Origin of the sequence: Alcanivorax sp., assembly GCF_014762765.1 — a bacterium.
Taxonomy (GTDB): Bacteria; Pseudomonadota; Gammaproteobacteria; order Pseudomonadales; family Alcanivoracaceae; genus Alcanivorax.
Genome location: NZ_JABURH010000208.1, coordinates 1 through 21,232 on the forward strand (window position 1 = coordinate 1; position 21,232 = coordinate 21,232).

Below are 21,232 nucleotides of genomic sequence, written 5' to 3' on the forward strand. Positions count from 1 at the left end.
TGCAGGCCTATACCCACAGCGACTGGATCGGTAACTGGACCCTGTTTATCTTCGGCTGGACCATTGCCTGGGCTCCCTTTGTGGGGCTGTTTATTGCCAAGATCAGCCGCGGTCGCACCATTCGCGAATTTGTGGTGGGGGTGATGCTGGTACCGTCGTTGTTCACCTTCCTGTGGTTTTCTGTTTTTGGTGACACCGCGCTGAATATGATCATGAACGAAGGGGTGAGCACGCTGGTGGGCGATGTGCAAACCGACAAGGCCGTTGCCTTGTTCAAGTTGTTTGATCAGCTGCCGTTGTCATCGTTTATTTCCTTCCTGGCGGTGCTGTTGATCATTACTTTTTTTGTGACGTCCTCGGATTCCGGTTCCCTGGTGGTAGATTCACTGGCCTCTGGCGGGGTGCTCAATCCCCCGGCCTGGCAGCGTATTTTCTGGGCGGTGCTGGAAGGGACCATCGCTTCGGTGCTGCTGCTGGCCGGTGGCTTGCAGGCGCTGCAGACCATGACCATTGCCAGTGCGTTGCCGTTTGCCATCATCATTATTCTGGCGGCCATGGGTATGTGGCGGGCGCTGGTGATTGAAGGGCATCGGGAAACCAGCTTGCAAATGCATATGGCAACGCGCCGTCACCTCACCGGTTCGCAGTGGCGTCATCGCCTCAAAGGCATGATGGATTTCCCCGGGCGCGACAATGTGGAAGCCTTTATTCGCGGCACTGCCATGCAGAGCATGGAAAAAGTAGTGAAGGAAATGAAGGAGTCCGGCTGGGATGCCCGGGTGCTGTTCGATGACAACCTGATCCGTGCCGAGTTACAGGTGAATCGTGAGGGGCATGTGGGCTTCGTCTACGATATCCGCCTGGTCAGCCAGCCGGTGCCAGGCTTTGTCACGGCGGGCGGTGCCACCACGTTGATGAAAGAGGAAAACTATTACCGGGCGGAGGTGTTCCTGCGAAGGGGTGGGCGGTCCTACGATGTGTTCGGCTATGATGAGGATGACATCATTCGCGACATTCTCGATCAGTTTGAAAATTACCTGCACTTCCTGGGTCTCACCCCCGGCAAGCTGCCCTGGGAAATGGGCGAGCATGATGACTTGCTGCATCCGCCGGAGGATGAAGGCAAGGAGGAAAAATAGGTAGGGCCTGCAAAGGCTGATTCGCGATGTGAACATCGCTTCCCACATAGTTCCTGCTTCGTAGCAAGGGTGTTGTGGGAAGCGATGCTTGCATCGCGAAGGGTTGGGGTCAGAGTGGCGAGCTACGAGCTACGAGCTAGAAGCTAGAAGCTAGAAGCTAGAAATTCCGCCGCTGCCTGGCCAGTTTCTCCAGCCACATCAGCGTGTCCACCTGGGTAACCAGGTGATCCAGATAGGCGGGGGAAAGATCGCGCAGGGTTTCCAGGGCGCGGCTGACCAGCCGGTGGGAATTGAGCGGGCCGGCATCGCTGGGGGTCTGGTGGATGGCCTGCTCGATGCGCTGACGCTTGCGCTGGCTCTGCTGTTTGGCACGCACCTGGCGCAGAGCCTTCAGCTCCCGGGGGCGGGCATCCGCCACTGGCGTGCTGGGCGCATCAATGCCGTGGCTGGCCAGTACGCTCTGTTCCTGCTGCCGTAGCAGGGCGGTCACCGGGTCGCTGTCGGCGTGTTCTTCCTGAGGCCCCTGACTGCTTGCGTAGCTGGCATGCAGGGCGGTGAAAGCCGATGGTGCCTGCTGCTGTTGGCGGCTGCGCAGATGGCGCAGCAGGGCTTTCAGGTCGCCTTTTTCCCGCAGGGCGGCAAAGGTGTCGGCAAGGTCGTGCTCAGTCAGCTGCGCATCCACGCACGCGCCCTCGCGTTGAAAGTCTTCCTGAAAACATTCCAGCGCCGCACTCAGCCGTGTCAGCGCCGTGGCGCTGACACGTGCCAGTTGGCCGAGGCGCTCGGTCTGGGCTTCCAGGTAGCGGAAGCGGGCCGGGGCATAGCGGTGGCCCCCCTGTTCGCGCAGGTTTGCCAGTTGTTCGTTGATGGCACTGAGCGCGGCAGTATCAGCCATTGCTGTCCGCTCCCTCCACGTGTTTCTGGGCGGTGCTGACCTTGGTGCCCTGGCGGGGCACGGTGGTCAGCTCCACCCGCCGGTTCTGGGCCCGGGTGGTGTCGCTGTTGTTGGGCGCCACCGGTTGGTGGGGCCCAAAGGCGGCGGCGAACACCTGGTCGGCGGGCATGCCCTGGTTGATCAGGGTGCGCGTGACGGTGAGTGCCCGCTGGGCGGACAGGCCCCAGTTGTCCTGGTAGCGGCGGTTGCCGCTCTGGATCGGCAGGTCATCGGTGAAGCCGCTGACCATCAGCAGTTCGTCGTGCTGGTCCAGGAACACCTGCAAGGGTTTGGCCAGGTCCCGCAACAGGGCTTCCCCCTCCGGCTGTAACTGATCGGAGTTGAGCTGGAACAGCACGCTGCCGCTGATGCCGATGCGGCCATCGCGGAAGGTGACCCTGCCACTGGCCAGGGGGTCGGCCAGCGCCTCTTCCAGGGCCTGGCGACGCTGCTCTTCAGCCACCCGCCGGGCCTTTTCCTCTTCCAGGGACTGGCTCAGTTCCAGCTGGATGCCGATGACCCACACCAGTACCAGCACCAGAATGCCCACCAGGGCGGCCATCAGGTCCGAGAAGATGGCCCACACCGATGCGCTGTCGCTATCGTGCAGATCGTCCATCAGTTGACCTCGCTGGTCTGGCGTTCTTCGCTGTGGGCGACGTTGCTGCCGGGGGTGGTGTTGGCGCCGTTGAGCGTGCCCAGGGCGTCGATGACTTCCTTCTGGGACGCCATGCTCAGTTCAATCACCTCACGGGCCTGCTCCACGTAGTAGTTGAGCTGTTCATCGGCGCGGGCGGAGGACTGCTCCAGACGGCTTTCCACCTGTTGCAGGTTATCCAGCAGCTTGTCGTTGGCCTCGCTGAATACCTGCACGGCGGTGGCAAAGGCATCGCTGAGGCTGGCCACCTCGGCGGCGCTGCCGGACACATCACCGGCCACCTGGTCGAGCTGTTCGCTCTGGGCGCTGACCTGCTGGGCGAAGGTGTCGCTGACCTGGGTGAGGGTGTCGCTGGCGGCGGTGATCAGGGTTTCGATGGCCTCGCGCTGGGCGCCGGCGGCATCGCGCTGGCTGCTGAGCAGGGTGTCCAGCTCGGCCATGATGCGGCGGCGCTCTTCCAGCAGCTCGTTGTCTCGTTCGCTGCTGCGGGTCATCTCCTCGCGCAGTCGGCTGATCACTTCTGCGGCGGCCTTCGGTGTTTCCGAGGCGGTTTCGATCAGGCGGGTCATGGGCGCTTCCAGGGCGGTGCCCAGGCGACTCAGGTGTTCACTGACGGTGCCTTCCAGTTGTGCCAGACGCTCGCTGGCGGCCTCGCTGCGGCCCGCTTCCGCATCCCGCAGGGCAACCAGCTCCTCGCGCACGGTGGCCACCAGGGTATCGATACCGGATTTCTGGCCGTCCAGCAGGCCGGCGGCGCTGGTCTGGAACTGTTGGTTGTGCTCGCTCAGGGCGCTGCGCAGTTCGTTGATCAGGGTGGAGCCGGATGCCTGTTGTGCGTCGATGCCGTCGCGCCACTGGGCGGCGGCCTGATCGCTGACCTCACGGAACTGGCCGGTGATGGCGGTAAGCTGCTCTTCGCTGGTGCGGGCCAGCTGCTGCTGGGTATCGCGCACTTCCTGCAGCAGGCTGTGGCCGGTGTCTTTCTGCTCAGCCAGGCCCTGTTGCCACTGTTGCAGTGCTTGCTCACTGGCACTGCGGAATTGCTCGGCGATGGCTGCCAATTGCTGTTCGCTGGCGTTACCCAGCTCTGACTGGGTGCTGCGCACCTGTTCCAGCAGCTGGCTGCTGTTGTCGCGGAACTGGTCGTGGTGGGCGGCCAGGGAGGTGCTGATATCGTTGACCAGGCGGGCGCTGGTCTGCTGATGCTGATCGAGCCCCTGCTGCCAGTGTTGGGCGGCGGCTTCGGTGGTCTCGCGGAACCGGTCGGTAAGGGTGGCGAGCTGCTTCTCAGTAATCGCGTTGAGCCGTTCGTGGGTGCCCTGTACCTGCTGGCTGAGGCCGGCCAGGGATTGCTCCATGATCGGCTGGATGTTTTCCACCGCCAGGCGGCTGCTGTCCGCCAGGGTTTCCTTGAGGGACTGGCTGACCGACTCCGCCAGGGTGCGGTACTGGTCGGTGAGGGTGTGATGAAAATCCTGCTGGTTACGGGTCAGGGACTCGCTGAGCTGTTCGCCCATCTGTTCCATGCGCCCGGTGAGCCCCTGCAGGGCGCTGACCAGTTCCGGGAAGATGCGTGACTGGTCTTGCAGGGCGCTATAGGCGGACTGGCGCTGGTGATCCAGGGAGAAGGCATGCAGCTCCAGGTCCACCCGGTCGTCCAGCTTGCGGGACACGGCCATGCGGTCGCGGCGGCACAGGGCGGCGCTGAGCCCCAGCATGGCGGAGGCGGCCACACCGGCGATGGAGGTGCCGAAGGCCAGGCTCAGGCCAGCGATGGGGGCGGCCAGGGCGCTGCGGATGGCGGTCAGTTCGCTGCTGCCATCCAGGGCGGTGGCGGCCCCTTGCAGGGTGACGATCATGCCCACGAAGGTGCCCAGCAGGCCCAGCATCACCAGCAGGCCGGTCAGGTAGGGGGTGAGCTGGGGGCCGGGCAGCGGCGCCGGGTGGCCGTCGATGCGGCGGTGTACCGCGTGGCGCAGGCTGCCGGGCAGGGCCTTGAGCCAGTGGGTCAGGCCATCGCGGCTGCTGGGCAGGTCATCGAGCTGCTGGTCCAGGGTGGCGGTGGTGCGGCGAAAGCGCAGTAGTTCGGCAAAGCCCAGGGTGTAGGCGGCGGCGATGATCAGAGTCACGGTCAGGGCCACCGGGTTGCTCAGAAAGGTGGTGGCGATCCAGATCACGGCAATGGCGCCGAGGATAAAGGGGACAGCAAAAAGAAAGCGTCTCATACGGTCTTGCTTACCTCGTTATTGATGGACTGGTTGCCCGTCGCGTCGGTGGCGAGGGCATCCAGCAGGCCGAGTATGGGTTCCTGGCGGGCATCCAGCTCGGCAAGTAACAGCATTTGCAGTTCGCGCCGGAACTGGCTCAACCACCCTTGCGGGGCGAGCCAGTCCTGGGCGGAGTGAAAGGGATCACGGGTGTCCCAGAGGGTGCGATAGCGTTTTTCCAGAAAGCCGGGCAGGGCGCCAAAACAGTGGCGCACATAGCCGGCCATACTTTGTTCAAACACCGCGTCAAGTTCCGCCAGCCGGGCCATGGCTTCACTGTGGCCGATAAGCAGCCGGCGGGCCCGCTGGCGCAGGTTGCTGAGTCCGGCGATCATCTGCCGCTGGTGGGCCTGGTAGAAGCGTTCGTAGGCACCGAACGTGGGGCGCTTGTCGGCCGGGGCGTCGTCCCTGAGCGGTGGCAGCGGAATCACCGAGGCGGCCTTTTCCCCGGCGAAACTGCGGCTCAGGTGGGCCAGCAGGGTGTCGCGGGTCTTCAGCAGGTCCGCCTGCAGGCGCTCGGAGGCATCCGGCCTGGCATCGAACGGGCCTTTGGGGCGGTATTGGTTGGCCCCGTCCAGGGCGATGGCATCGGACAGGTCGAACAGCCGCCCCAGACGCTCGGCAAAATCCCCGTGGCTGGCCCGGGCAGCCTTGCGGTCCAGCTGCATCAGCAGCGTCAGCAGACGGCTGCCGGCGGGGCCGGATTGTGCGGGTGTGTGCGTCCTATGCATACTCTTGATTATCCATACTGCAGGGCATACGCGAGCGAGCCGACCATTCTAATCGGGAAAGGACGGGGATGATAATGCGTCTGTCGGTTGCGGGCTGCTGGTAGCGGCAGAGTCAAGGTGGTGAAATTGGTTCAGGAGGCGTTTCGGGAAACCGGGTCTGCGCTTGAGCGGGTCTGGCCGGGTGTGGGTAGCGTACTGAAGGAGGCGGGTTTGTGAGCGAAACAGGGAATCTGGCGTTGATGGCGGACTATAACCGCTGGATGAACGAGCAACTTTACGCTCTGGCAGCACCTTTGGGTGAGGCGGCGTTGCGGGAGGATCGCGGTGCTTTTTTCGGCTCCCTGTTCGGCACCTTCAGTCATATTCTGGTGGCTGACATCATCTGGCTGAAGCGCTTTGCCGGGCTCCCGGGTTGTGGTGCCAGGCTTGCAAGGCTCGTGGATCTGCCCTGGCCGAAAGCACTGGACGAGATGCCCTGTGCGGATTTTGCGGCCCTGCGCAAGCAGCGGGACTGGCTGGATGCCTTGATCGTCGACTGGGTGGCAACACTGACGGCAACAGACCTGGATACGGTGCTGGACTATAAAAACATGAAGGGGGTGCCGGGACATCGTCGTTTCGGCAGCTTGTTGCTGCATTTTTTCAACCATCAGACTCACCATCGCGGACAGATCACTACCCTGTTGAGTCAGGCCGGTGTGGAGGTAGGCGTGACGGATTTGCTGGTGCGTATTCCGGATCAGGAGTAAGCCATGCTGCATTGCGACGACCATGATTATCTGGAAATTGCCTGCACTTTTCGTTTGCCTGTGCGGTTGGTGCTGCAAGGCGGTGAGTCCCTGGAGGGAGTCGCGAGGGATACCGGCTACACGCCGGAACGTCAGGAGTGTCTGTTGCTGGATATGGGCGGTGAGAGCAGGACGGTGATCATGGCACAGATCAAAACACTGATTGCCTTGCAGGATAACCCGCATTTTTCTGTTGTGGAGTTGGGATGACGCTGCAGCTTTGTCGTTTTTCCCTGGCCTTTATCTGGATTTACCAGGGTATTGTCCCGAAATGGCTGGGCCCTCACGAAGACGAGTTGGCCATGAATCAGGTACTGGGTGCCAGCCATAAGCAGGCGATGTGGATTGCCTATGGCGGCGGGGCACTGGAAGTGTTGTTGGGGCTGGCGATACTGGTGTGGTGGCGCCGCCACTGGCCGTATCAGCTGTCGGCGGCGGGGATCGGGGTATTGTCCCTGTTCGTATTTTTGCTGGCGCCGCAGTATCTGCTGGCAGCGTTCAATGCGGCCACAGTGAATGTGGCGATTCTGGCCCTGTCAGTGATTGCGTTGGTGGAGTTATTAAGAGGTTCCTTAAAGCGTCCTTGAAACATGATTGTCTGCGATGTTCGCGTCGCGAAGACACTTGGAGTACTGCAAGCATTGCGTCTCACAGAAAACCAGGAAAGGTGCGTGATTCAGGGGTGTTTCAACAACCTGTTAAATCTGCGATTCAATCGGCAGCCAAGACAACAACCAGACCCGAAAGCGTTGCCACCGGGAGGTTTCCGGGTCGTGATTCACGGTAAGCAAGTTATTATTATCACGGGCCTGCCATTGCAGTTTTTGTTCTTCATTCAGTGAGAGCCGCCAGGCGGAATCGGCGGCGACCCAGCGATCAAACAACTGGCTGAGTTGCTGGTTGAGCGCTTTGCTTTCAATCAGCAGACCGACTTCCGTGTTCTGTATCAGCGAACGGCCATCCAGGTTGACCGAGCCGATAAAGCTGCGGTCGTGGTCAATGACAAAGGTCTTGGCATGCAGGCTGGCGCGGGACTCCCCCTGGAACCAGCGCATGCGTTGACGCTGCCCGGCTTCGGCGCGAAGTTCCCACAGGTCCACGCCACTTTCCAGTAAAGACTTGCGATAGCGTGAGTAGCCACTATGCACGATAGCCACATCGGTGGTGCTCAGGGAATTGGTGAGAATGCTGACGTCCACGCCTGTGGCTTCCTTGTCGCGAAACAGGGCGACACCGCGTTTGCCGGGTACAAAATACGCTGAGCTGATTTCCAGTCGTTCCTCGGCGCTTTCCAGCATTGTCTTGAGGTCTTCCAGCAGGAAGGTGTCCCGTGGCGTGTCGGTATGTGACAGAGCCTTGTCCGGCGGGTCTGCATAGAGGGTGGCCGTACCCCATTCCAGGGGGACTTCCCCGGCCACCAGTTTGCGAGCCAGGCTGGAACCGCGCAGTGCATCGACAAACTCGCTGTCGCGCTGGTCGACCAGGAAGGCGCGCAGCGCCTCGCGCATTTCCGTCAGGGACATTTCAGCATCGTCCGCATCCAGTACCCGATCCACCGGCAGAGCGGCCTGGCTGTTCCAGTAGTCGTCGAAACTTTGCATGCCGGCCTGAACCACCGGCCCAGTGGTCAGCACATCCACATCCTGGAAATCCAGATGCGTATTGGAAAAGTATTCGTCACCCAGGTTGCGCCCGCCGGCAATCATTACCAGGGAATCAGCAAGCATCAACTTGTTGTGCATGCGATGGTTGGTGCGGCCGAAAGTGAATGCCATTTCCATCAGACGCAGTGGGCCGCCACGAGCCTTGACCGGATTGAACAGGCGGATCTGGATGTTGGGATGGTCGTGGAGGGTGGCGACCAGAGGGTTGTCCACGCGGGTGCCCAGATCATCCACCAACACGCGCACTCGTACGCCCCGGTCTGCCGCTTCCAATAGCCGGCTGATAATGATTCGCCCGGTGGTGTCGTTACTGAAGATGTAGTACTGCAAGTCCAGGGATGCGCGGGCGGTTTCAATCAGTGATACCCGGGCAATAAACGCGGAAAGGCCATCATGCAGCAAATAGAAACCGGACTGATGATCTTGCCGGCGGTCGCCAAGTGCTGCTTGCGTGGCATCTACCAAGGGCCCCTGTGTCGGGGGAGGTAGGGCGTCGCTATGTAGCCGTTCACCGGGGTGGAAACTGTTGCAGCCCTGGAAAATGGCGACAACAACAATCAGCGTCAGACGGAGAGAGAGGGTGAGCGAGGTATTCATCCCTGATCAGCAGGACGCAACTAGTCGTCCTGCTCGTCCTTGTTGTTCATATTGCGCGATGCGGTGCGGGCGTCTTCCAGAGCAGCAAACTGTTCCGAAATCAGTGAGCCCACTTCCTGATTGACCTTGCGAATGGTGTCGTACACCAGGCCGATGGTCTTGCGCTGTTTTTCTTTCAGATTGCTGGCCCGCTCTTCAAACAATCCCAGTTTTTCCAATGCGTCGAAAGGCAGGCTGGCGATATGCTGGTGTACCTCTTCCACGGTGGTGGCGCCATCGTCGATGGCTTCCTGAATCATGTCCTTGAGCAGTTCTGCCCGTTCAGCGGTTTTTTTCATTACCTGCGTGGCCTGTCAGTGAAATCATTTCCAGCAATGTAACGGAATCCCCGGGATGCAGCCACAATTGTGGTGCCTGCGCTGACCGATTGTCCTACGTAATACGCCGTTACAGGGTGCTGTCTTGACCCTGAGGGAATAATCGGGCCAATCTGGAACCGGATTCATGCAGCGACTCGAGGAGTCATCAACATGGAAAATGCCAAGCAGATGCTTGCCGACATCAAGGGCAAGCTGGATGAACTGGAAACAGAGCTGGAGCAGCTGGAGGCCCGGGGTGTGAACGCCAATGGGGATTCCGGTATCGAAGCGGAACGCCACCAGTTGGCACTGCAGGATGTGCTCACCGATTTGCAGCAGCGCATTGATGAATACCATGAGCTGGCCGACATGGATGCGGATGGCCAGGGCAACTGGCAGCAACTGGATCGTGACCTGAAGGATCTGAATAGCGATCTTTATGGCGCCAACTGAGTGTCCGCTATACTGACCGGGCATGTTCTCCTTGTCTTGAAGAGGGCTGTCCTACCTTCATCCATTGCCCGGTTACCGTCATGACTGGACTGACTATCCGTGCGGAAACGCCGGCGGATATCCCCGCCATTACCGCGTTAACCGATGCGGCGTTTGCCAATGTAACGCACAGCGACCAGCGCGAAGCACAGATCGTTAACCTGTTACGCGAGAATGGCGCCTTGACGGTGTCGCTGGTCGCTATGCGTCATGGAGATGCTGTGGGCCATGTGGCGGCGTCACCTGTGTCGCTTTCTGACGGTAGTGAACACTGGTTCGGGATTGGCCCGGTGTCAGTGTTGCCGAACTACCAGGGGCAAGGCATCGGCTCAGCACTGATGCAGGCGGTGATCGCTGCACTGCGCGAGAAGGGGGCAGCCGGCTGTGTGTTGCTGGGGGATCCGTCCTGGTATCTGCGTTTTGGTTTTGTGGCCACACCATTGCTGCGTCTGCCCGGCGTGCCGCCGGAATATTTCCAGGCATTGTTGCTGGCTGGGGACTGGCCGGATGCCAGGGTGCACTACCATTCGGCTTTTGCTGGTTGATCTTCCCCGCTATTCTTGCGCGTTCCATGGACGGAAGGTGTTGTGATGACTATCAAACCGCTTAACAGCGTTCTGCTCTTCAAATCCCTGCGTAAACACCTGGGTATTTTTTTCTTGATGCTGCTGATGGGGCTGGCGTTCGGTTCGGTGGGCGTGGGCCTGCTGGTGTGGGAGCATTCGCCGGGGGACTGGGGCTTATTGCTGTTTTCCTCCCTGTTTGCGCTGATTGGTTTCGGTGTTCTGGTCGCTGCCTTTGTCTCCACCTGGAGCAGTGTGGGCTATTACTACGAGCGCGCCTTGCTGAAACAATACGGCATCAATATTGATGGCCGGGTATTAGGGGTTCAGCAATATAACCAGCCTGAAGACGGGGAGGAAACCCTGTGGCTGATGAGCTTCGAATACCATCATCAGGGCCAGCAGTATCAAGCCGATACCATGCTGCCCGGCGAAGAGTGGGCCGACAAACTGCCGCAACAACAGTGGTTGCCGCTACGATTACTCAGGCCCCGCCCGCAGATAGCCGAACCCCGTTGGCGGAAACTGAAGAATCAGCTCAAGCTGGATGGGGTCTGGGGTTAGGGCGCGCCACGGCCGCCCCTTTCTACATTACCAGCCATTGCCCCAGCCCCAGCACGGCCACGAAGCCTACGCTGTAGGCCACCAGCAGATACAGGAAATAGCGCAGGTAGCTGACGAAGGTAAGCGCTTCCACCTTGCTCATGGCGATCACCCCGGCGGCGGAGCCGATGATCAGCAGGGAGCCGCCTACGCCTACCGAATAGGTCAACGACAGCCATTCCGGCAGGGTCATCTCGATGCCGGAATTGAGCAGCGCAGCGGTCAGGGGCACATTGTCGAACATGGCCGAGGCAATCCCCACCAGGAAATTGGCCGCCACCGGTGGCATCAGGTCATACAAGGCCGGGAAGTAGGCCAGCATGCCCAGCTCCTTGAGCATGCCCACCAGCAGCAATACCCCCAGGAAAAACAGCAGGGTGTCGAACTCGATCTTGCGGATGTATTCCAGCACCGGCTCGTCCTTGTTGAGAAACTGCACCACCATAAACATCAGCGACAGGCCGAACAGGAAGCACAGTACCGGCGGAATACCAAAAGCCACGTTGCCAGCGATGGTGCCGAGGATGGTGGCAAAGAACAGTACCGCAATGACCTTGTCGCCCCGGTCAATCACGCTTTCCTGTTTCTTGATCACTACCTCACCGCTGAGCCGCAGTGACAGCATGCCGGCCAGCACCGCCACCGCGCCGGCGGCGGGCAGGCTCAGCAGCAGCAGGTCAGGGATTTCCACCTTGTCCGCCAGGAAGATCATCAGCGTGGTGACATCGCCGGTGATCAGGGCGGTGCCGCCTGCATTCACCGAGAACACCACCAGCACCACATAGCGCAGCAGCTTTTCCGCCGGCAGTTTCAGGTTCATCAGTACCGCAATGCACACCAGGGTGGCAGTGATGTTGTCCGCCAGGGAGGAGAACAGGAAAGCAAACAGGCCGGTGAGCAGCATCAGCTTGCGTTCACTGATGCGGGTGGGCAGCAGGCGATTGACGATACTGTCGATGATGCCCTTGCCGGACAGATAGGCCACAAAGGTCATGGCGGCCATCAGGAACAGCCACAGGGTGGCGATATCCAGCAGGTTTTCGTCCAGCCGCTCCATCAGGGCCTCATGACTGAGATGGGCCGGCGGGGCAATGAAAAACAGCAACCAGGCCAGGGAGCCGAAGAACAGTGTGGTCTTGGCCTTGTCGATGTGGACCATGTCTTCGACGACGATGGACAAAAAACCCAGTGCTACCAGAATCAATAAAACGGTGCTCATGGCGGGCATCTCTCACGGCAGGAAGTGGAGGGCGGCGGTATTCTAGGTCCTTTGTGAATCGGGTTCATCAACAATCCTGCTTTTTATTCACTGTGAACGCCCCCGCGGTGAAAAAAAATACCCATGAAAGCGCAAAATTACGGCCCTGGCCCTTTCAATCAATGAGAATAATTCGCATTATTGTGTCTTGATATTTTTGGTGCTGCCCGTTGCTGGCACCGCTTCATTTGCTGTCACACGATATGTCGAGGAATTCCATGTTGTCCCGCCTCTCTACAGGGGGCCTGTTGCTGGCCTCTCTGCTGCTCACTGCCTGCAGTGAAGAACCTTCTGCCACTGCGGAGCCGGCCTACGACGAGGCCCGTGCCCGGCTGGTGATCGACCACTATGCCGACATGGCGCTGGCAGCCTACAGCGATGCGCTGAGCGAGGCCCGGGAACTGCGAGGGCAGATTGATACCCTGCTGACAGATCCCAATGAGGAAACCCTGGCCGCGGCCCGTCAGGCCTGGCGCGATGCCCGGGCGCCCTACATGCAGACCGAGGTATTCCGGTTTGGCAACGTGGTGGTGGACGAGTGGGAAGGGCAGGTGAATGCCTGGCCTCTGGATGAAGGGCTGATCGATTATGTGGATGACAATTATCAGGCGGTGATGGGTAACCCTGGCGCTCGCGGTAATATCATCGCCAGCCAGTCGCTGAAAATCGGTGAACAACAACTGGATCTGAGTGAGCTGACGCCGGAGCTGCTTGCCAGCCTGAACGAACTGGGTGGCTCAGAAGCGAATGTGGCTACCGGTTATCACGCCATCGAGTTTTTGCTCTGGGGGCAGGATCTTAACGGTACCGATGCTGGCGCCGGGGAACGCCCGGCTACGGATTTTGCCACCGGCAATGATGCCACCGGCGGGCACAACGAACGTCGCCGCGACTACCTGAAAGTGGTTGCCGATTTGCTGATCAGTGATCTGGAAGCGATGGTGGCCGAGTGGCAGCCCAATCAGGACAACTATCGCGCGGAACTGGTTGCGGACAGCGTGGAAAACGGCCTGCGCAAGATGTTGTTCGGCATGGGCAGTCTGTCTCTGGGCGAGCTGGCCGGTGAGCGCATGAAGGTAGCTCTGGCCGCCCATTCGCCGGAAGACGAGCACGACTGCTTCAGTGACAACACCCACTTCTCACACTTTTATAACGGCAAGGGCATCGAGAATGTCTACCTGGGTGAATACCAGCGGGTAGACGGCGAGACCCTCAGCGGTCCGTCCCTCAGCGACCTGGTTGCCGCCAGTGAGCCGCAGCTGGATGACAGGCTGAAAGCTGACCTGAATGCCAGCGAAGCAGCCTTGCAGACGCTGGTGGACAGTGCCGCCAATGGCGTCCACTTTGATCAGCTGATCGCGCCGGGTAATGCCGAAGGTGCGGCTACCGTTAATCGTGCCATCGATGCCCTGGTGGAGCAGACCGCCAGTATCGAGAAAGCGGCCCTGGTACTGGATATCCAGGCTCTGAACCCGGATACGGCCAACCACAGTTTCTGAAACGAGCCCCGGCAGTGCTCTGCAAGCAATGAGCCGCTGCCCGTTACCGCAGGAGCGTCGCTTGCGGCGCGATGCTAACGTCGTCAATCGCGCCGCGAGCGACACTCCCGCAGCTGCGCCACCCAGTGAGAAGGATACTTGAACCTTGCGATATCTCCTGCTGACCCTGGTCACCCTGTTGGCCGCCTGCGATCAGGGGCCGACATTTACCGAAGCAGAGCCCGGTGAGCACCTGTCCGCCGGTGATGCCACCGTTACCAAGACCGACCAGAATGCCTTTTCCCTGCCACTGGCCAACCTGTCGCCCTCCCGGCGCCTGGATTTCAGTGTCGGTAACAGCTTCTTTCGCAATCCCTGGGTGATCGGCCCGGCCTCCACGGATGCCCGTGATGGCCTGGGGCCGTTGTTCAATACCAACGCGTGTCAGAATTGCCATATCAAGGATGGCCGTGGCCATCCGCCGGCAGCGGACGCCAAGCAGGCGGTGTCCATGCTGGTGCGCCTGTCGGTACCGGCCAGTGAAACCGATGACCTGACCCGCAGTGGCCTGGTGCCAGAGCCCAACTACGGTGGTCAGTTCCAGGACGCGGCCATCCCGGGGATCGAACCGGAAGGGCGGGTACGGGTGAGCTATGAGCCGGTCACCATGACCTTTGCCGATGGCCATCAGGTGGGGCTGCGCAAACCGCGTCTTGAGTTCTTCGATCTGGCCTATGGCGAGATGCATCCGGCCACCCTGTTTTCCGCCCGGGTGGCGCCACCGATGATTGGGCTGGGGTTGTTGGAAGCCATTCCGGAAGCGGACCTGCTGGCCCATGCGGACCCCAACGATGACGACGGTGATGGTATCAGTGGTCGCGCCAACCGGGTCTGGGACTCGGCGAATAATACCACTGCCATGGGCCGCTTTGGCTGGAAAGCCGGCCAGCCCGGGGTGTTGCAGCAAAGCGCCGGGGCGTTTGCCAACGATATGGGGTTGAACAGCCATCTGGTGTCCACGGATTCCTGCGCGCCCAGTCAGACCGATTGTCTGGCCATGCCCAATGGCGGTGACGTGGAGGTGAGCGACAGCGTGCTTAACAGCGTGGTGTTCTATTCGCGCACCCTGGCGGTGCCGGCTCGTCGCAATGTGGATGATCCCCAGGTGCTCAAGGGCAAGGCCCTGTTCCATGAGGCCAACTGCCAGGGCTGCCATGTGCCCAAATTCACCACCGGTGCCCAGGCGTCGGAGCCGGAGCTGGCCAATCAGACCATTCGCCCCTACACCGATCTGTTACTGCACGACATGGGGCCGGGGCTGGCGGACGGCCGCCCGGAATTCCTGGCCAACGGTCAGGAGTGGCGTACCGCCCCGCTGTGGGGTATCGGCCTGACGGAAGCGGTGAATGGACACACCCAGTTCCTGCACGATGGCCGCGCCCGTAATCTGATGGAAGCCGTGCTCTGGCATGGTGGTGAAGCAGCGGCGTCGCGGGACAAGGTGCTGACATTCGATGCCGATCAGCGCGCCGCCCTGCTGGCATTCCTCAATTCCCTGTAATCCGGAGGCATCATGCGTTCAGTGGTTCTGCTGTTGTTGGTGGTGGCGTTGGCCGCTTGCAGCAATCCCCGCGAGGAGGTGGCGAAGCAGTTGGCCAACCAGGTGTTGCTGCCCGCCCATGAGCAGTGGCATGCCAGCAATACGGCGCTGCTCGACAGCAGTCGCGCCTGGTGCGCCGACGAGCAGGCAATGGAGGATCTGAAGCGGGTATTCCATGAAACCCAGACGGCCTGGGCCCGACTACAGCCGTTGATGGTGGGGCCGCTCGCCGAGGGTAATCGCAGCTGGCAGGTCCAGTTCTGGCCGGACAAGCGCAATATGGTGGCGCGCCAGACAGAGGCCCTGCTGGATGAATTCGGCGATCTGGATCAGCAGCAACTGGATGGCGCCAGTGTGGTGGTGCAGGGGCTTACAGCGTTTGAATATGTGCTCTTCGATGACAAGGTCGCCATCGCTGATAACCGGGAACGCTACTGTCCATTGCTTGTGGGTATTGCCCGGCATCAGCAGGCACTGTCGGCGGAAGTGGTTGATCTGTGGCGGCAGCCAGGCGGCATGCTTGAGCAGCTAACGCGCTTTCCCAACGATCGTTATGCCAGTGCGGATGAGGCGCTCGGCGGTATCCTGCGTGTTCAGGTTACCGGCGTGGATACCCTGAAAAAGAAGCTTGGCACTCCCATGGGCCGGCATAACAACGGGGTGCCACAGCCCTATCAGGCGGAAGCCTGGCGCAGCCGCCATTCCGCGGAAAATCTGCTGGCCTCTGTGGAGGGGGCCCAGGCGGTATGGGAACGGATCCGCACCCTGGTCGGCGATGCGCAGCTGGCGGGTGACATTGATGCGGCTTACAAAACTGTGCGCGACAAGCTGGCTGCCCTGCCTGCCCCGTTGATGGAGATGGTGCAGGACAAGGCCAGCCAGCCACAGCTGCAGTCGCTGTATGCGGATCTGGATGCACTGGAGAACCTGCAACAGACCGACCTGGCCCGGCAACTGGGTATCCAGATCGGCTTCAATGCCAACGACGGGGATTGAAAGCAGGAGCGAGTTGAAGGTTCAAAGTGGAAAGGCGAGGCATAGACGCTTTGATCGTTAACGGTCTTGCCCGCGATTCACTACCAAGCCGCTGTAGGAACGGAGCGTAGCGGAGTAACGCCGGCCCGAAGGGTGAGCGCAGCGAATACATCGCTTGAGGTGCGCACCGCGTCAGCGGAAATCGTCCGCGGGGCGATCAGGCATTCCTGTAGCGCCGGATAGACACTTCAGCCGTCTCGCTGGCGCTCGGTTCGCACCTCGAGAGGTGCTCCTACAGAGCAGGCACAAGCCTCAAGCGACAAACTGCAACGGGCAGGGCTTGGTACACCCTGCCCGTACGACACACACGGATTGCCGAAAAACCTTGATGATATGACGCTAACGAGACGGACAATACTGGGGATGGGGATCGCGGCCGGCGCTGCCGCTCTCGGGGGCTGGACCATCTGGTCCGGGCGCGGGCAATCCCCGTTACTGTTGTCCGCCCGCAACGATGATGCCGGGCAGCATTATGCGGTGGGGTATTTTCTCGATGGCCGTCGCGCTTTTGCGACACCGGTGGCGGAGCGTTGCCACGACATCTGTCGCCACCCCTTCCTGCCGCTTGCTTTGTTTGTTGGCCGTCGTCCGTCCCGGGAAAGCTACCTGGTGGACCTGCGCAACGGCACTTTGCTGCAGACCCTGCACAGCCAACCGCAACGGCATTTCTACGGTCACGCTGTTTTTCACAACAGTGGGCAGTGGTTGTATGCCACGGAGAACGACACCGATGAACCGGGCCGTGGTGTGCTGGGGCGCTACTGGCTGGACAGCAAACGCCTGCAACTGATCCATGATGGCGAAGTGTCCAGCCATGGCGTGGGCCCACACCAGCTTGCCTGGCTGCCGGACGGCGAGTCCCTGGTGATCGGCAATGGCGGCATTCGCACCGAAGGTGGCAGCCGTGAGGAAATGAATCTGGATGCCATGGCGCCGAGTCTGGTGATCATGGACCGCCACGGCGAAAGGATCAGCAAGGAAACCCTGCCGCAACAACAGAACAGCATCCGCCACCTGGCGGTGGCCAGTGACGGCACTGTGATCACCGGCCAGCAATACCATGGCCCCGCCTGGGACAGCGTGCCGCTGCTGGCCATCAAGCGTCCCGGCCAACCTTACCAGCCGTTCCCGGTCAGCAACGGGCAACTGGCGATGATGAAACAGTACACCGCCAGCATTGCCATCCACAGTGAGAAGCGACTGGTGGCCATGACCGCACCGCGCGGCAACCGTTTTTTTATCTGGGATCTGGATACCGCCGCCACCTTGGTGGATGTCCCCATGCCAGACTGCGCAGGCGTGGGTGCGGTGCCTGAAGGTTTTGCGGTCACATCAGGACAAGGAAAATGCCGTTTCTTCAAATGCCAAGCCGGGGGAACGGATAGTGAATGGTTGGATTTGCCTGCAGCGTGGTGGGATAACCATATGGTTATTGGTTAGTGTTTGAGCGAGGTGTCTATTGCCGAAGTAGGGCAATCTCTGTGGCGCTGCTGCCTTTAAAATCTTTGGGGGTCTTTTGTAATTTTGATAGACGAGTCTTATCGCGCCATGCTTTAGTTTCAGCTCTAATCACATTTCCTGGGAATGGCATCGTGATACAAAAGATTTTTTTGATTGCCTGCATCGGGTGCGTAGTGCTGATCGCTTCCGTAACCTCTGCAGAGACCTCTGTTGAGGAGCGCTCATTAGTATTCCGGAACGTCAAGATTTTCAATGGTGAAGATCTTTCGCTTTCAGAGCTTTCAGATGTGCTGATCACCGGCAATCAGATAAGCCGAATATCATCATCAACCATAGATGTTGATGATGATATCCGAGTCATTGACGGTAAAGGCAACACCCTGATGCCCGGGTTGATAGATGCTCACTTCCACATGATGCTTGCTGCTGCCCCCTTGAGTGTCGCGCTTGCTGGCCCGGAAGGTTATCTAAACCTGCTTGCCGCTCAGGAGGCAGAAAAGACACTAATGAGAGGTTTCACCAGTGTGCGTGATCTTGCTGGTCCGGTTTTCAGTATCAAGCGTGCTATTGATGAAGAGCTTATTGTCGGGCCAAGAATCTGGCCATCCGGCGCGATGATTTCCCAGACGGGAGGCCATGGTGATTACCGTCATACCAATGAATTGCCTCGGTCATCCGATGGGCATTTGCATTATTCTGAACAGGTTGGCGGAGCTGCTATTGCGGATGGCCCTGATGAGGTGATTCGTCGTGCCCGGGAGCAACTGATGCTCGGAGCTTCACAAATCAAGCTGGCAGCTGGTGGTGGGGTGTCTTCCAATTACGATCCCATTGATGTTTCTCAGTATACAGAGGAAGAGTTCAGCGCAGCGGTGGCTGCCGCTGAAAACTGGGGCACCTACGTGACAGTTCATGCCTACACGCCAAGAGCGGTTCAAACAGCGATTCGTGCTGGCGTGAAGGTGATTGACCACGGTCAGCTGATTGATGAAGAAACCGCAAAGTTGATGGCAAAAAAAGATATTTGGTTGAGTCTCCAGCCCTTTCTGGATGATGAGGATATCACCGCTTTCCCTGATGGTTCTGAGAACCGTGAAAAGCAATTGTTGATGACTCGTGGAACGGACACGGCCTATGCCCTGGCAAAAAAATATAAAATCAAAACAGCTTGGGGGACGGATACTCTTTTTGATGCCAAGCTTAATGAGCGGCAGGGGGCTCAGCTTGCCAAAATGGTTCGTTGGTACAAGCCAGGAGAAGTGCTGAAAATGGCTACCAGCACCAATGCAGACCTGCTTGCGCTATCTGGTAAAAGAGCGCCGTATCAGGGTAGGTTGGGCGTGGTCAAGGAAGGCGCATTGGCAGATTTGATTCTGGTCGATGGAAATCCTCTTGAAAATATTGATTTGGTTGCCGATCCCGAGAAAAGTTTTCTGGTGATAATGAAGGACGGGAAAATCTACAAAAACATTGCTCAGTAATTTTCTGTGCTGATAGAGAACAGGGAGCATGCTGCCCGAACGGCATGCTCCCTTAGCGTGTCAGTCGTGCCAGTTGGGTACCTTGCCGGAGCAGACCCAGTCCTTGGAGCCTTTTTCTACCCCGATCCAGTTATAGGTATAGCGGCCATTGGCGTTGCTGGTGGACCAATTCTTGGTGTTGCCTGCGGAAATGCCGGAAGCGCCGCAATCTTCGGAGCCGTTGTCGCGCTCATTGCAGAAGCGGGCATAAATCCGGTTGTTACAGGTGTTGCGGAAGGTGACGGTGAAGCGCCCCTCGGTGTACTGGCTCCACTTGGTGTCGTGCACCACCATGCAGGGGCCGCCGCGGCTGTTTCGGCCATCCCAGCAGGTGTCGTCATCAAGGCTGGAATAGTAGTCTGCAATGGCAAACTGTGAGGCGAGCAGTGTGGCAATGCCAATAGTCCATTTCATGATCTTCCCCTTTTCTGTTCATCATTTGATCCCGGCGTGTCCTTACCGGGCGTCGTCGTTCCAGGTTCATTGTAGAAACTGGGCAGAAAGGGTCTTCCCCCATATGGGGTAAGCGGTAAAACCATCAATGGTCGCCGTGACACTCCTGATGGTCGCTGAGCACCTCGATGACTCGGCATTCCCCCTCGTGTCCTTGGGCGCATTCTTTAATCATTCGGTCCAGTTCATCGCGTAATGCTGTCAGGGAGTGAATGCGCGCCTGCACAGCCGCCCGGTGGCGGCGGGCGATGCTGTCCGCATGGGCATGCTGTTCGCTCATGGCGAGCAGTTCGCGGATATCATCCAGGGTAAAGCCCAGTTCCCGGCTATGGCGGATGAACTGCAGCCGTTCCCGGTGCTTGCGGTGATAGCGTCGCTGCCCGCCTTCGCTGCGGGCGGGCTCGGGCATCAGGCCGATCTTTTCGTAGTAGCGGATGGTTTCCACCTTGCAGCCGGCGGCTTTGCTCAGGGTGCCGATGGAAAAAAGCGTGCTCATGGCGTCTCCGGGGCTTGAACCTATAGTCACTATAGCTTTTTAAATGGTGACATAACGAAAGCGATTCAAGGAGAAGCCCGTGAATCAACGACAGAGACAGGCGTTTGCGGCGGCCATGGCCGACGGCCGGCGGGCTTACCGGCAGCGTCATTGGAAGCAGGCGTTCGCGCTGCTGGAGCGGGCCCATGTGCTGGGCCAGACCCGAATGGTGCCCCATGTGCAGAGCCACTGGTGGATGCTGAAGGTGGGATGGCAGCGCCGCGATGCCCGCGAAGTACGAGGTCAGCTATTGCGGCTGCCGGCGGCCGTGCTGCTGTCGCGGCTGTGGGTGCCGTTGGGTAATACCGGTGGCGCGAACGTCAGCCCGGTGCAGCCCATGCCGGTTGCCGAGGATTTACGTGAACTGATGGAGACTGAGTGATGGGGTGTTGTGATAGTGATATCCAGGCCAGCCCGGCCCCGCAGTACCGCCGGGTGTTATGGGTAGTGCTGCTGATAAATGCGGTGATGTTCGTAGTGGAAGCAACCTCCGGGGTGCTGGCGGATTCCCGTGCCCTGCAGGCGGATGCACTGGATTTTCTGGGTGATACGGCTACCTACGGTTTGACCCTGTGGGCGTTGGGGCAGTCCCTCGCCTGGCGGTTGCGGGCTGCCCGTATCAAGGGGGTTTCCCTGCTGGTCATGGGGGTGATAGTGCTGGGCAATAGTGTCTGGGCCTTGCTGCAGGGGAATGCGCCTCAGGGCCAGATGATGATGGGCGTGGCGGGACTGGCGCTTGCCGCCAACGTGGTCAGTGCACTGCTGTTGATGCGCCACCGGCAGGGGGATGCCAATATCCGCTCGGTCTGGCTGTGTTCACGCAACGATGCCATTGCCAACCTGGCGGTACTGCTCTCCGGGGCTCTGGTGGTCTGGCAGGGCAGTCGCTGGCCGGACCTGCTGGTAGCGTTGGCCATTGCCGGTCTGTTTACCCACAGTGCCGTGTCTATTCTGCGTCAGGCCAGCAACGAGCAGCAGCCGGATCATTGCGGATAAGCAGTTGGCGGTGCAAGGCCTGCCCTGTAGGCTGCTCGTGCACGTCGGGTACAGGGGCGGCTGTCAGCCTTTGAAAGGATGGTTGCCCACTGCGTTATTTC

At 59.8% G+C, this 21,232-nt stretch carries 23 protein-coding genes; 14 read left to right on the forward strand and 9 right to left on the reverse strand.

Features of this window, described 5'->3' with window-relative positions; all coding sequences use genetic code 11:
• Positions 1 to 1,139, forward strand: a 1,139-nt coding sequence (locus tag HUJ17_RS16225) for a BCCT family transporter (protein WP_290511669.1), incomplete at its 5' end; no start/stop codon positions are given.
• Positions 1,140 to 1,296: 157 nt separating this feature from the next.
• Here the strand turns inward: HUJ17_RS16225 and HUJ17_RS16230 are convergent.
• The 4 genes from HUJ17_RS16230 to HUJ17_RS16245 are packed head-to-tail and all read right to left on the reverse strand — an operon-like array spanning position 1,297 to position 5,729.
• Entirely contained in the window at positions 1,297 to 2,034 is a 738-nt protein-coding gene (locus HUJ17_RS16230) for a DUF2894 domain-containing protein (RefSeq protein WP_290511670.1), read from the reverse strand.
• Positions 2,027 to 2,692 (reverse strand): OmpA family protein, encoded by a 666-nt coding sequence (locus HUJ17_RS16235; RefSeq protein WP_290511671.1) that lies wholly within the window; start codon positions 2,690 to 2,692, stop codon positions 2,027 to 2,029. Before HUJ17_RS16235 ends, HUJ17_RS16230 begins: the two co-directional genes overlap by 8 nt.
• Positions 2,692 to 4,956 (reverse strand): DUF802 domain-containing protein, encoded by a 2,265-nt coding sequence (locus tag HUJ17_RS16240; protein WP_290511672.1) that lies wholly within the window; start codon positions 4,954 to 4,956, stop codon positions 2,692 to 2,694. Before HUJ17_RS16240 ends, HUJ17_RS16235 begins: the two co-directional genes overlap by 1 nt.
• Positions 4,953 to 5,729 (reverse strand): DUF3348 domain-containing protein, encoded by a 777-nt coding sequence (locus tag HUJ17_RS16245; protein ID WP_290511673.1) that lies wholly within the window; start codon positions 5,727 to 5,729, stop codon positions 4,953 to 4,955. The genes HUJ17_RS16240 and HUJ17_RS16245 overlap by 4 nt, the downstream gene beginning before the upstream one ends.
• A 212-nt stretch (positions 5,730 to 5,941) precedes the next feature.
• Here HUJ17_RS16245 and HUJ17_RS16250 point away from each other — a divergent pair, with 212 nt between their 5' ends.
• Genes HUJ17_RS16250 through HUJ17_RS16260 form a run of 3 tightly spaced genes read left to right on the forward strand, consistent with a single transcriptional unit; the run spans position 5,942 to position 7,104 of the window.
• Positions 5,942 to 6,478: a DinB family protein gene (locus tag HUJ17_RS16250; protein ID WP_290511674.1), complete on the forward strand. Its 537-nt coding sequence runs from the start codon at positions 5,942 to 5,944 to the stop codon at positions 6,476 to 6,478.
• Positions 6,479 to 6,481: 3 nt separating this feature from the next.
• Complete coding sequence (locus tag HUJ17_RS16255) at positions 6,482 to 6,727, forward strand: Rho-binding antiterminator (RefSeq protein WP_290511675.1); 246 nt, start codon at positions 6,482 to 6,484, stop codon at positions 6,725 to 6,727.
• The gene (locus HUJ17_RS16260; protein ID WP_290511676.1) at positions 6,724 to 7,104 is read left to right on the forward strand and encodes a DoxX-like family protein; all 381 of its coding nucleotides are present in this window, start codon (positions 6,724 to 6,726) and stop codon (positions 7,102 to 7,104) included. The genes HUJ17_RS16255 and HUJ17_RS16260 overlap by 4 nt, the downstream gene beginning before the upstream one ends.
• Before the next feature lie 111 nt (positions 7,105 to 7,215).
• Here HUJ17_RS16260 and HUJ17_RS16265 read toward each other — a convergent pair whose 3' ends face one another.
• Together HUJ17_RS16265 and HUJ17_RS16270 are read right to left on the reverse strand one after the other, a co-directional pair.
• The gene (locus tag HUJ17_RS16265; protein WP_290511677.1) at positions 7,216 to 8,778 is read right to left on the reverse strand and encodes a phospholipase D family protein; all 1,563 of its coding nucleotides are present in this window, start codon (positions 8,776 to 8,778) and stop codon (positions 7,216 to 7,218) included.
• A gap of 20 nt (positions 8,779 to 8,798) precedes the next feature.
• A complete protein-coding gene (locus HUJ17_RS16270) occupies positions 8,799 to 9,116 on the reverse strand; it encodes a hypothetical protein (protein ID WP_290511678.1) in 318 nt (105 codons plus the stop codon).
• A gap of 192 nt (positions 9,117 to 9,308) precedes the next feature.
• On the opposite strand from HUJ17_RS16270, the gene HUJ17_RS16275 reads away from it, so the two are divergent.
• From HUJ17_RS16275 to HUJ17_RS16285, 3 genes are all read left to right on the forward strand, one after another.
• The gene (locus HUJ17_RS16275) at positions 9,309 to 9,590 is read left to right on the forward strand and encodes a hypothetical protein (RefSeq protein ID WP_290511679.1); all 282 of its coding nucleotides are present in this window, start codon (positions 9,309 to 9,311) and stop codon (positions 9,588 to 9,590) included.
• An 80-nt stretch (positions 9,591 to 9,670) separates the two neighbouring features.
• On the forward strand, positions 9,671 to 10,174 hold the full coding sequence (locus HUJ17_RS16280) for an N-acetyltransferase (protein ID WP_290511680.1): 504 nt from the start codon (positions 9,671 to 9,673) through the stop codon (positions 10,172 to 10,174).
• A gap of 45 nt (positions 10,175 to 10,219) precedes the next feature.
• Complete coding sequence (locus HUJ17_RS16285) at positions 10,220 to 10,756, forward strand: hypothetical protein (protein ID WP_290511681.1); 537 nt, start codon at positions 10,220 to 10,222, stop codon at positions 10,754 to 10,756.
• 22 nt (positions 10,757 to 10,778) lie between these two features.
• Here HUJ17_RS16285 and nhaD read toward each other — a convergent pair whose 3' ends face one another.
• Complete coding sequence (gene nhaD, locus HUJ17_RS16290; protein WP_290511682.1) at positions 10,779 to 12,014, reverse strand: sodium:proton antiporter NhaD; 1,236 nt, start codon at positions 12,012 to 12,014, stop codon at positions 10,779 to 10,781.
• Between the two features lie 257 nt (positions 12,015 to 12,271).
• On the opposite strand from nhaD, the gene HUJ17_RS16295 reads away from it, so the two are divergent.
• The 5 genes from HUJ17_RS16295 to HUJ17_RS16315 all read left to right on the forward strand — a co-directional run bounded on the left by HUJ17_RS16295 (position 12,272) and on the right by HUJ17_RS16315 (position 19,108).
• On the forward strand, positions 12,272 to 13,552 hold the full coding sequence (locus HUJ17_RS16295) for an imelysin family protein (protein WP_290511683.1): 1,281 nt from the start codon (positions 12,272 to 12,274) through the stop codon (positions 13,550 to 13,552).
• Positions 13,553 to 13,697: 145 nt separating this feature from the next.
• A complete protein-coding gene (locus tag HUJ17_RS16300) occupies positions 13,698 to 15,092 on the forward strand; it encodes a di-heme oxidoredictase family protein (RefSeq protein WP_290511684.1) in 1,395 nt (464 codons plus the stop codon).
• 12 nt (positions 15,093 to 15,104) lie between these two features.
• Positions 15,105 to 16,127, forward strand: a complete 1,023-nt coding sequence (locus tag HUJ17_RS16305; protein WP_290511685.1) for an imelysin family protein — start codon at positions 15,105 to 15,107, stop codon at positions 16,125 to 16,127.
• 402 nt (positions 16,128 to 16,529) lie between these two features.
• Positions 16,530 to 17,606, forward strand: a complete 1,077-nt coding sequence (locus HUJ17_RS16310; RefSeq protein WP_290511686.1) for a DUF1513 domain-containing protein — start codon at positions 16,530 to 16,532, stop codon at positions 17,604 to 17,606.
• Between the two features lie 41 nt (positions 17,607 to 17,647).
• Positions 17,648 to 19,108, forward strand: a complete 1,461-nt coding sequence (locus HUJ17_RS16315; protein WP_290511687.1) for an amidohydrolase family protein — start codon at positions 17,648 to 17,650, stop codon at positions 19,106 to 19,108.
• 60 nt (positions 19,109 to 19,168) lie between these two features.
• On the opposite strand, the gene HUJ17_RS16320 is transcribed toward HUJ17_RS16315, so the two are convergent.
• The gene (locus HUJ17_RS16320) at positions 19,169 to 19,561 is read right to left on the reverse strand and encodes a hypothetical protein (RefSeq protein WP_290511688.1); all 393 of its coding nucleotides are present in this window, start codon (positions 19,559 to 19,561) and stop codon (positions 19,169 to 19,171) included.
• Positions 19,562 to 19,685: 124 nt separating this feature from the next.
• A complete protein-coding gene (locus HUJ17_RS16325; RefSeq protein ID WP_290511689.1) occupies positions 19,686 to 20,096 on the reverse strand; it encodes a helix-turn-helix domain-containing protein in 411 nt (136 codons plus the stop codon).
• 79 nt (positions 20,097 to 20,175) lie between these two features.
• Between HUJ17_RS16325 and HUJ17_RS16330 the strand changes: the two genes are divergently transcribed.
• Both HUJ17_RS16330 and HUJ17_RS16335 read left to right on the forward strand, forming a co-directional pair.
• Positions 20,176 to 20,517 (forward strand): DUF3703 domain-containing protein, encoded by a 342-nt coding sequence (locus HUJ17_RS16330; RefSeq protein WP_290511690.1) that lies wholly within the window; start codon positions 20,176 to 20,178, stop codon positions 20,515 to 20,517.
• A complete protein-coding gene (locus HUJ17_RS16335) occupies positions 20,517 to 21,131 on the forward strand; it encodes a cation diffusion facilitator family transporter (RefSeq protein ID WP_290511691.1) in 615 nt (204 codons plus the stop codon). Before HUJ17_RS16330 ends, HUJ17_RS16335 begins: the two co-directional genes overlap by 1 nt.
• The last annotated feature ends 101 nt before the right edge of the window (positions 21,132 to 21,232 follow it).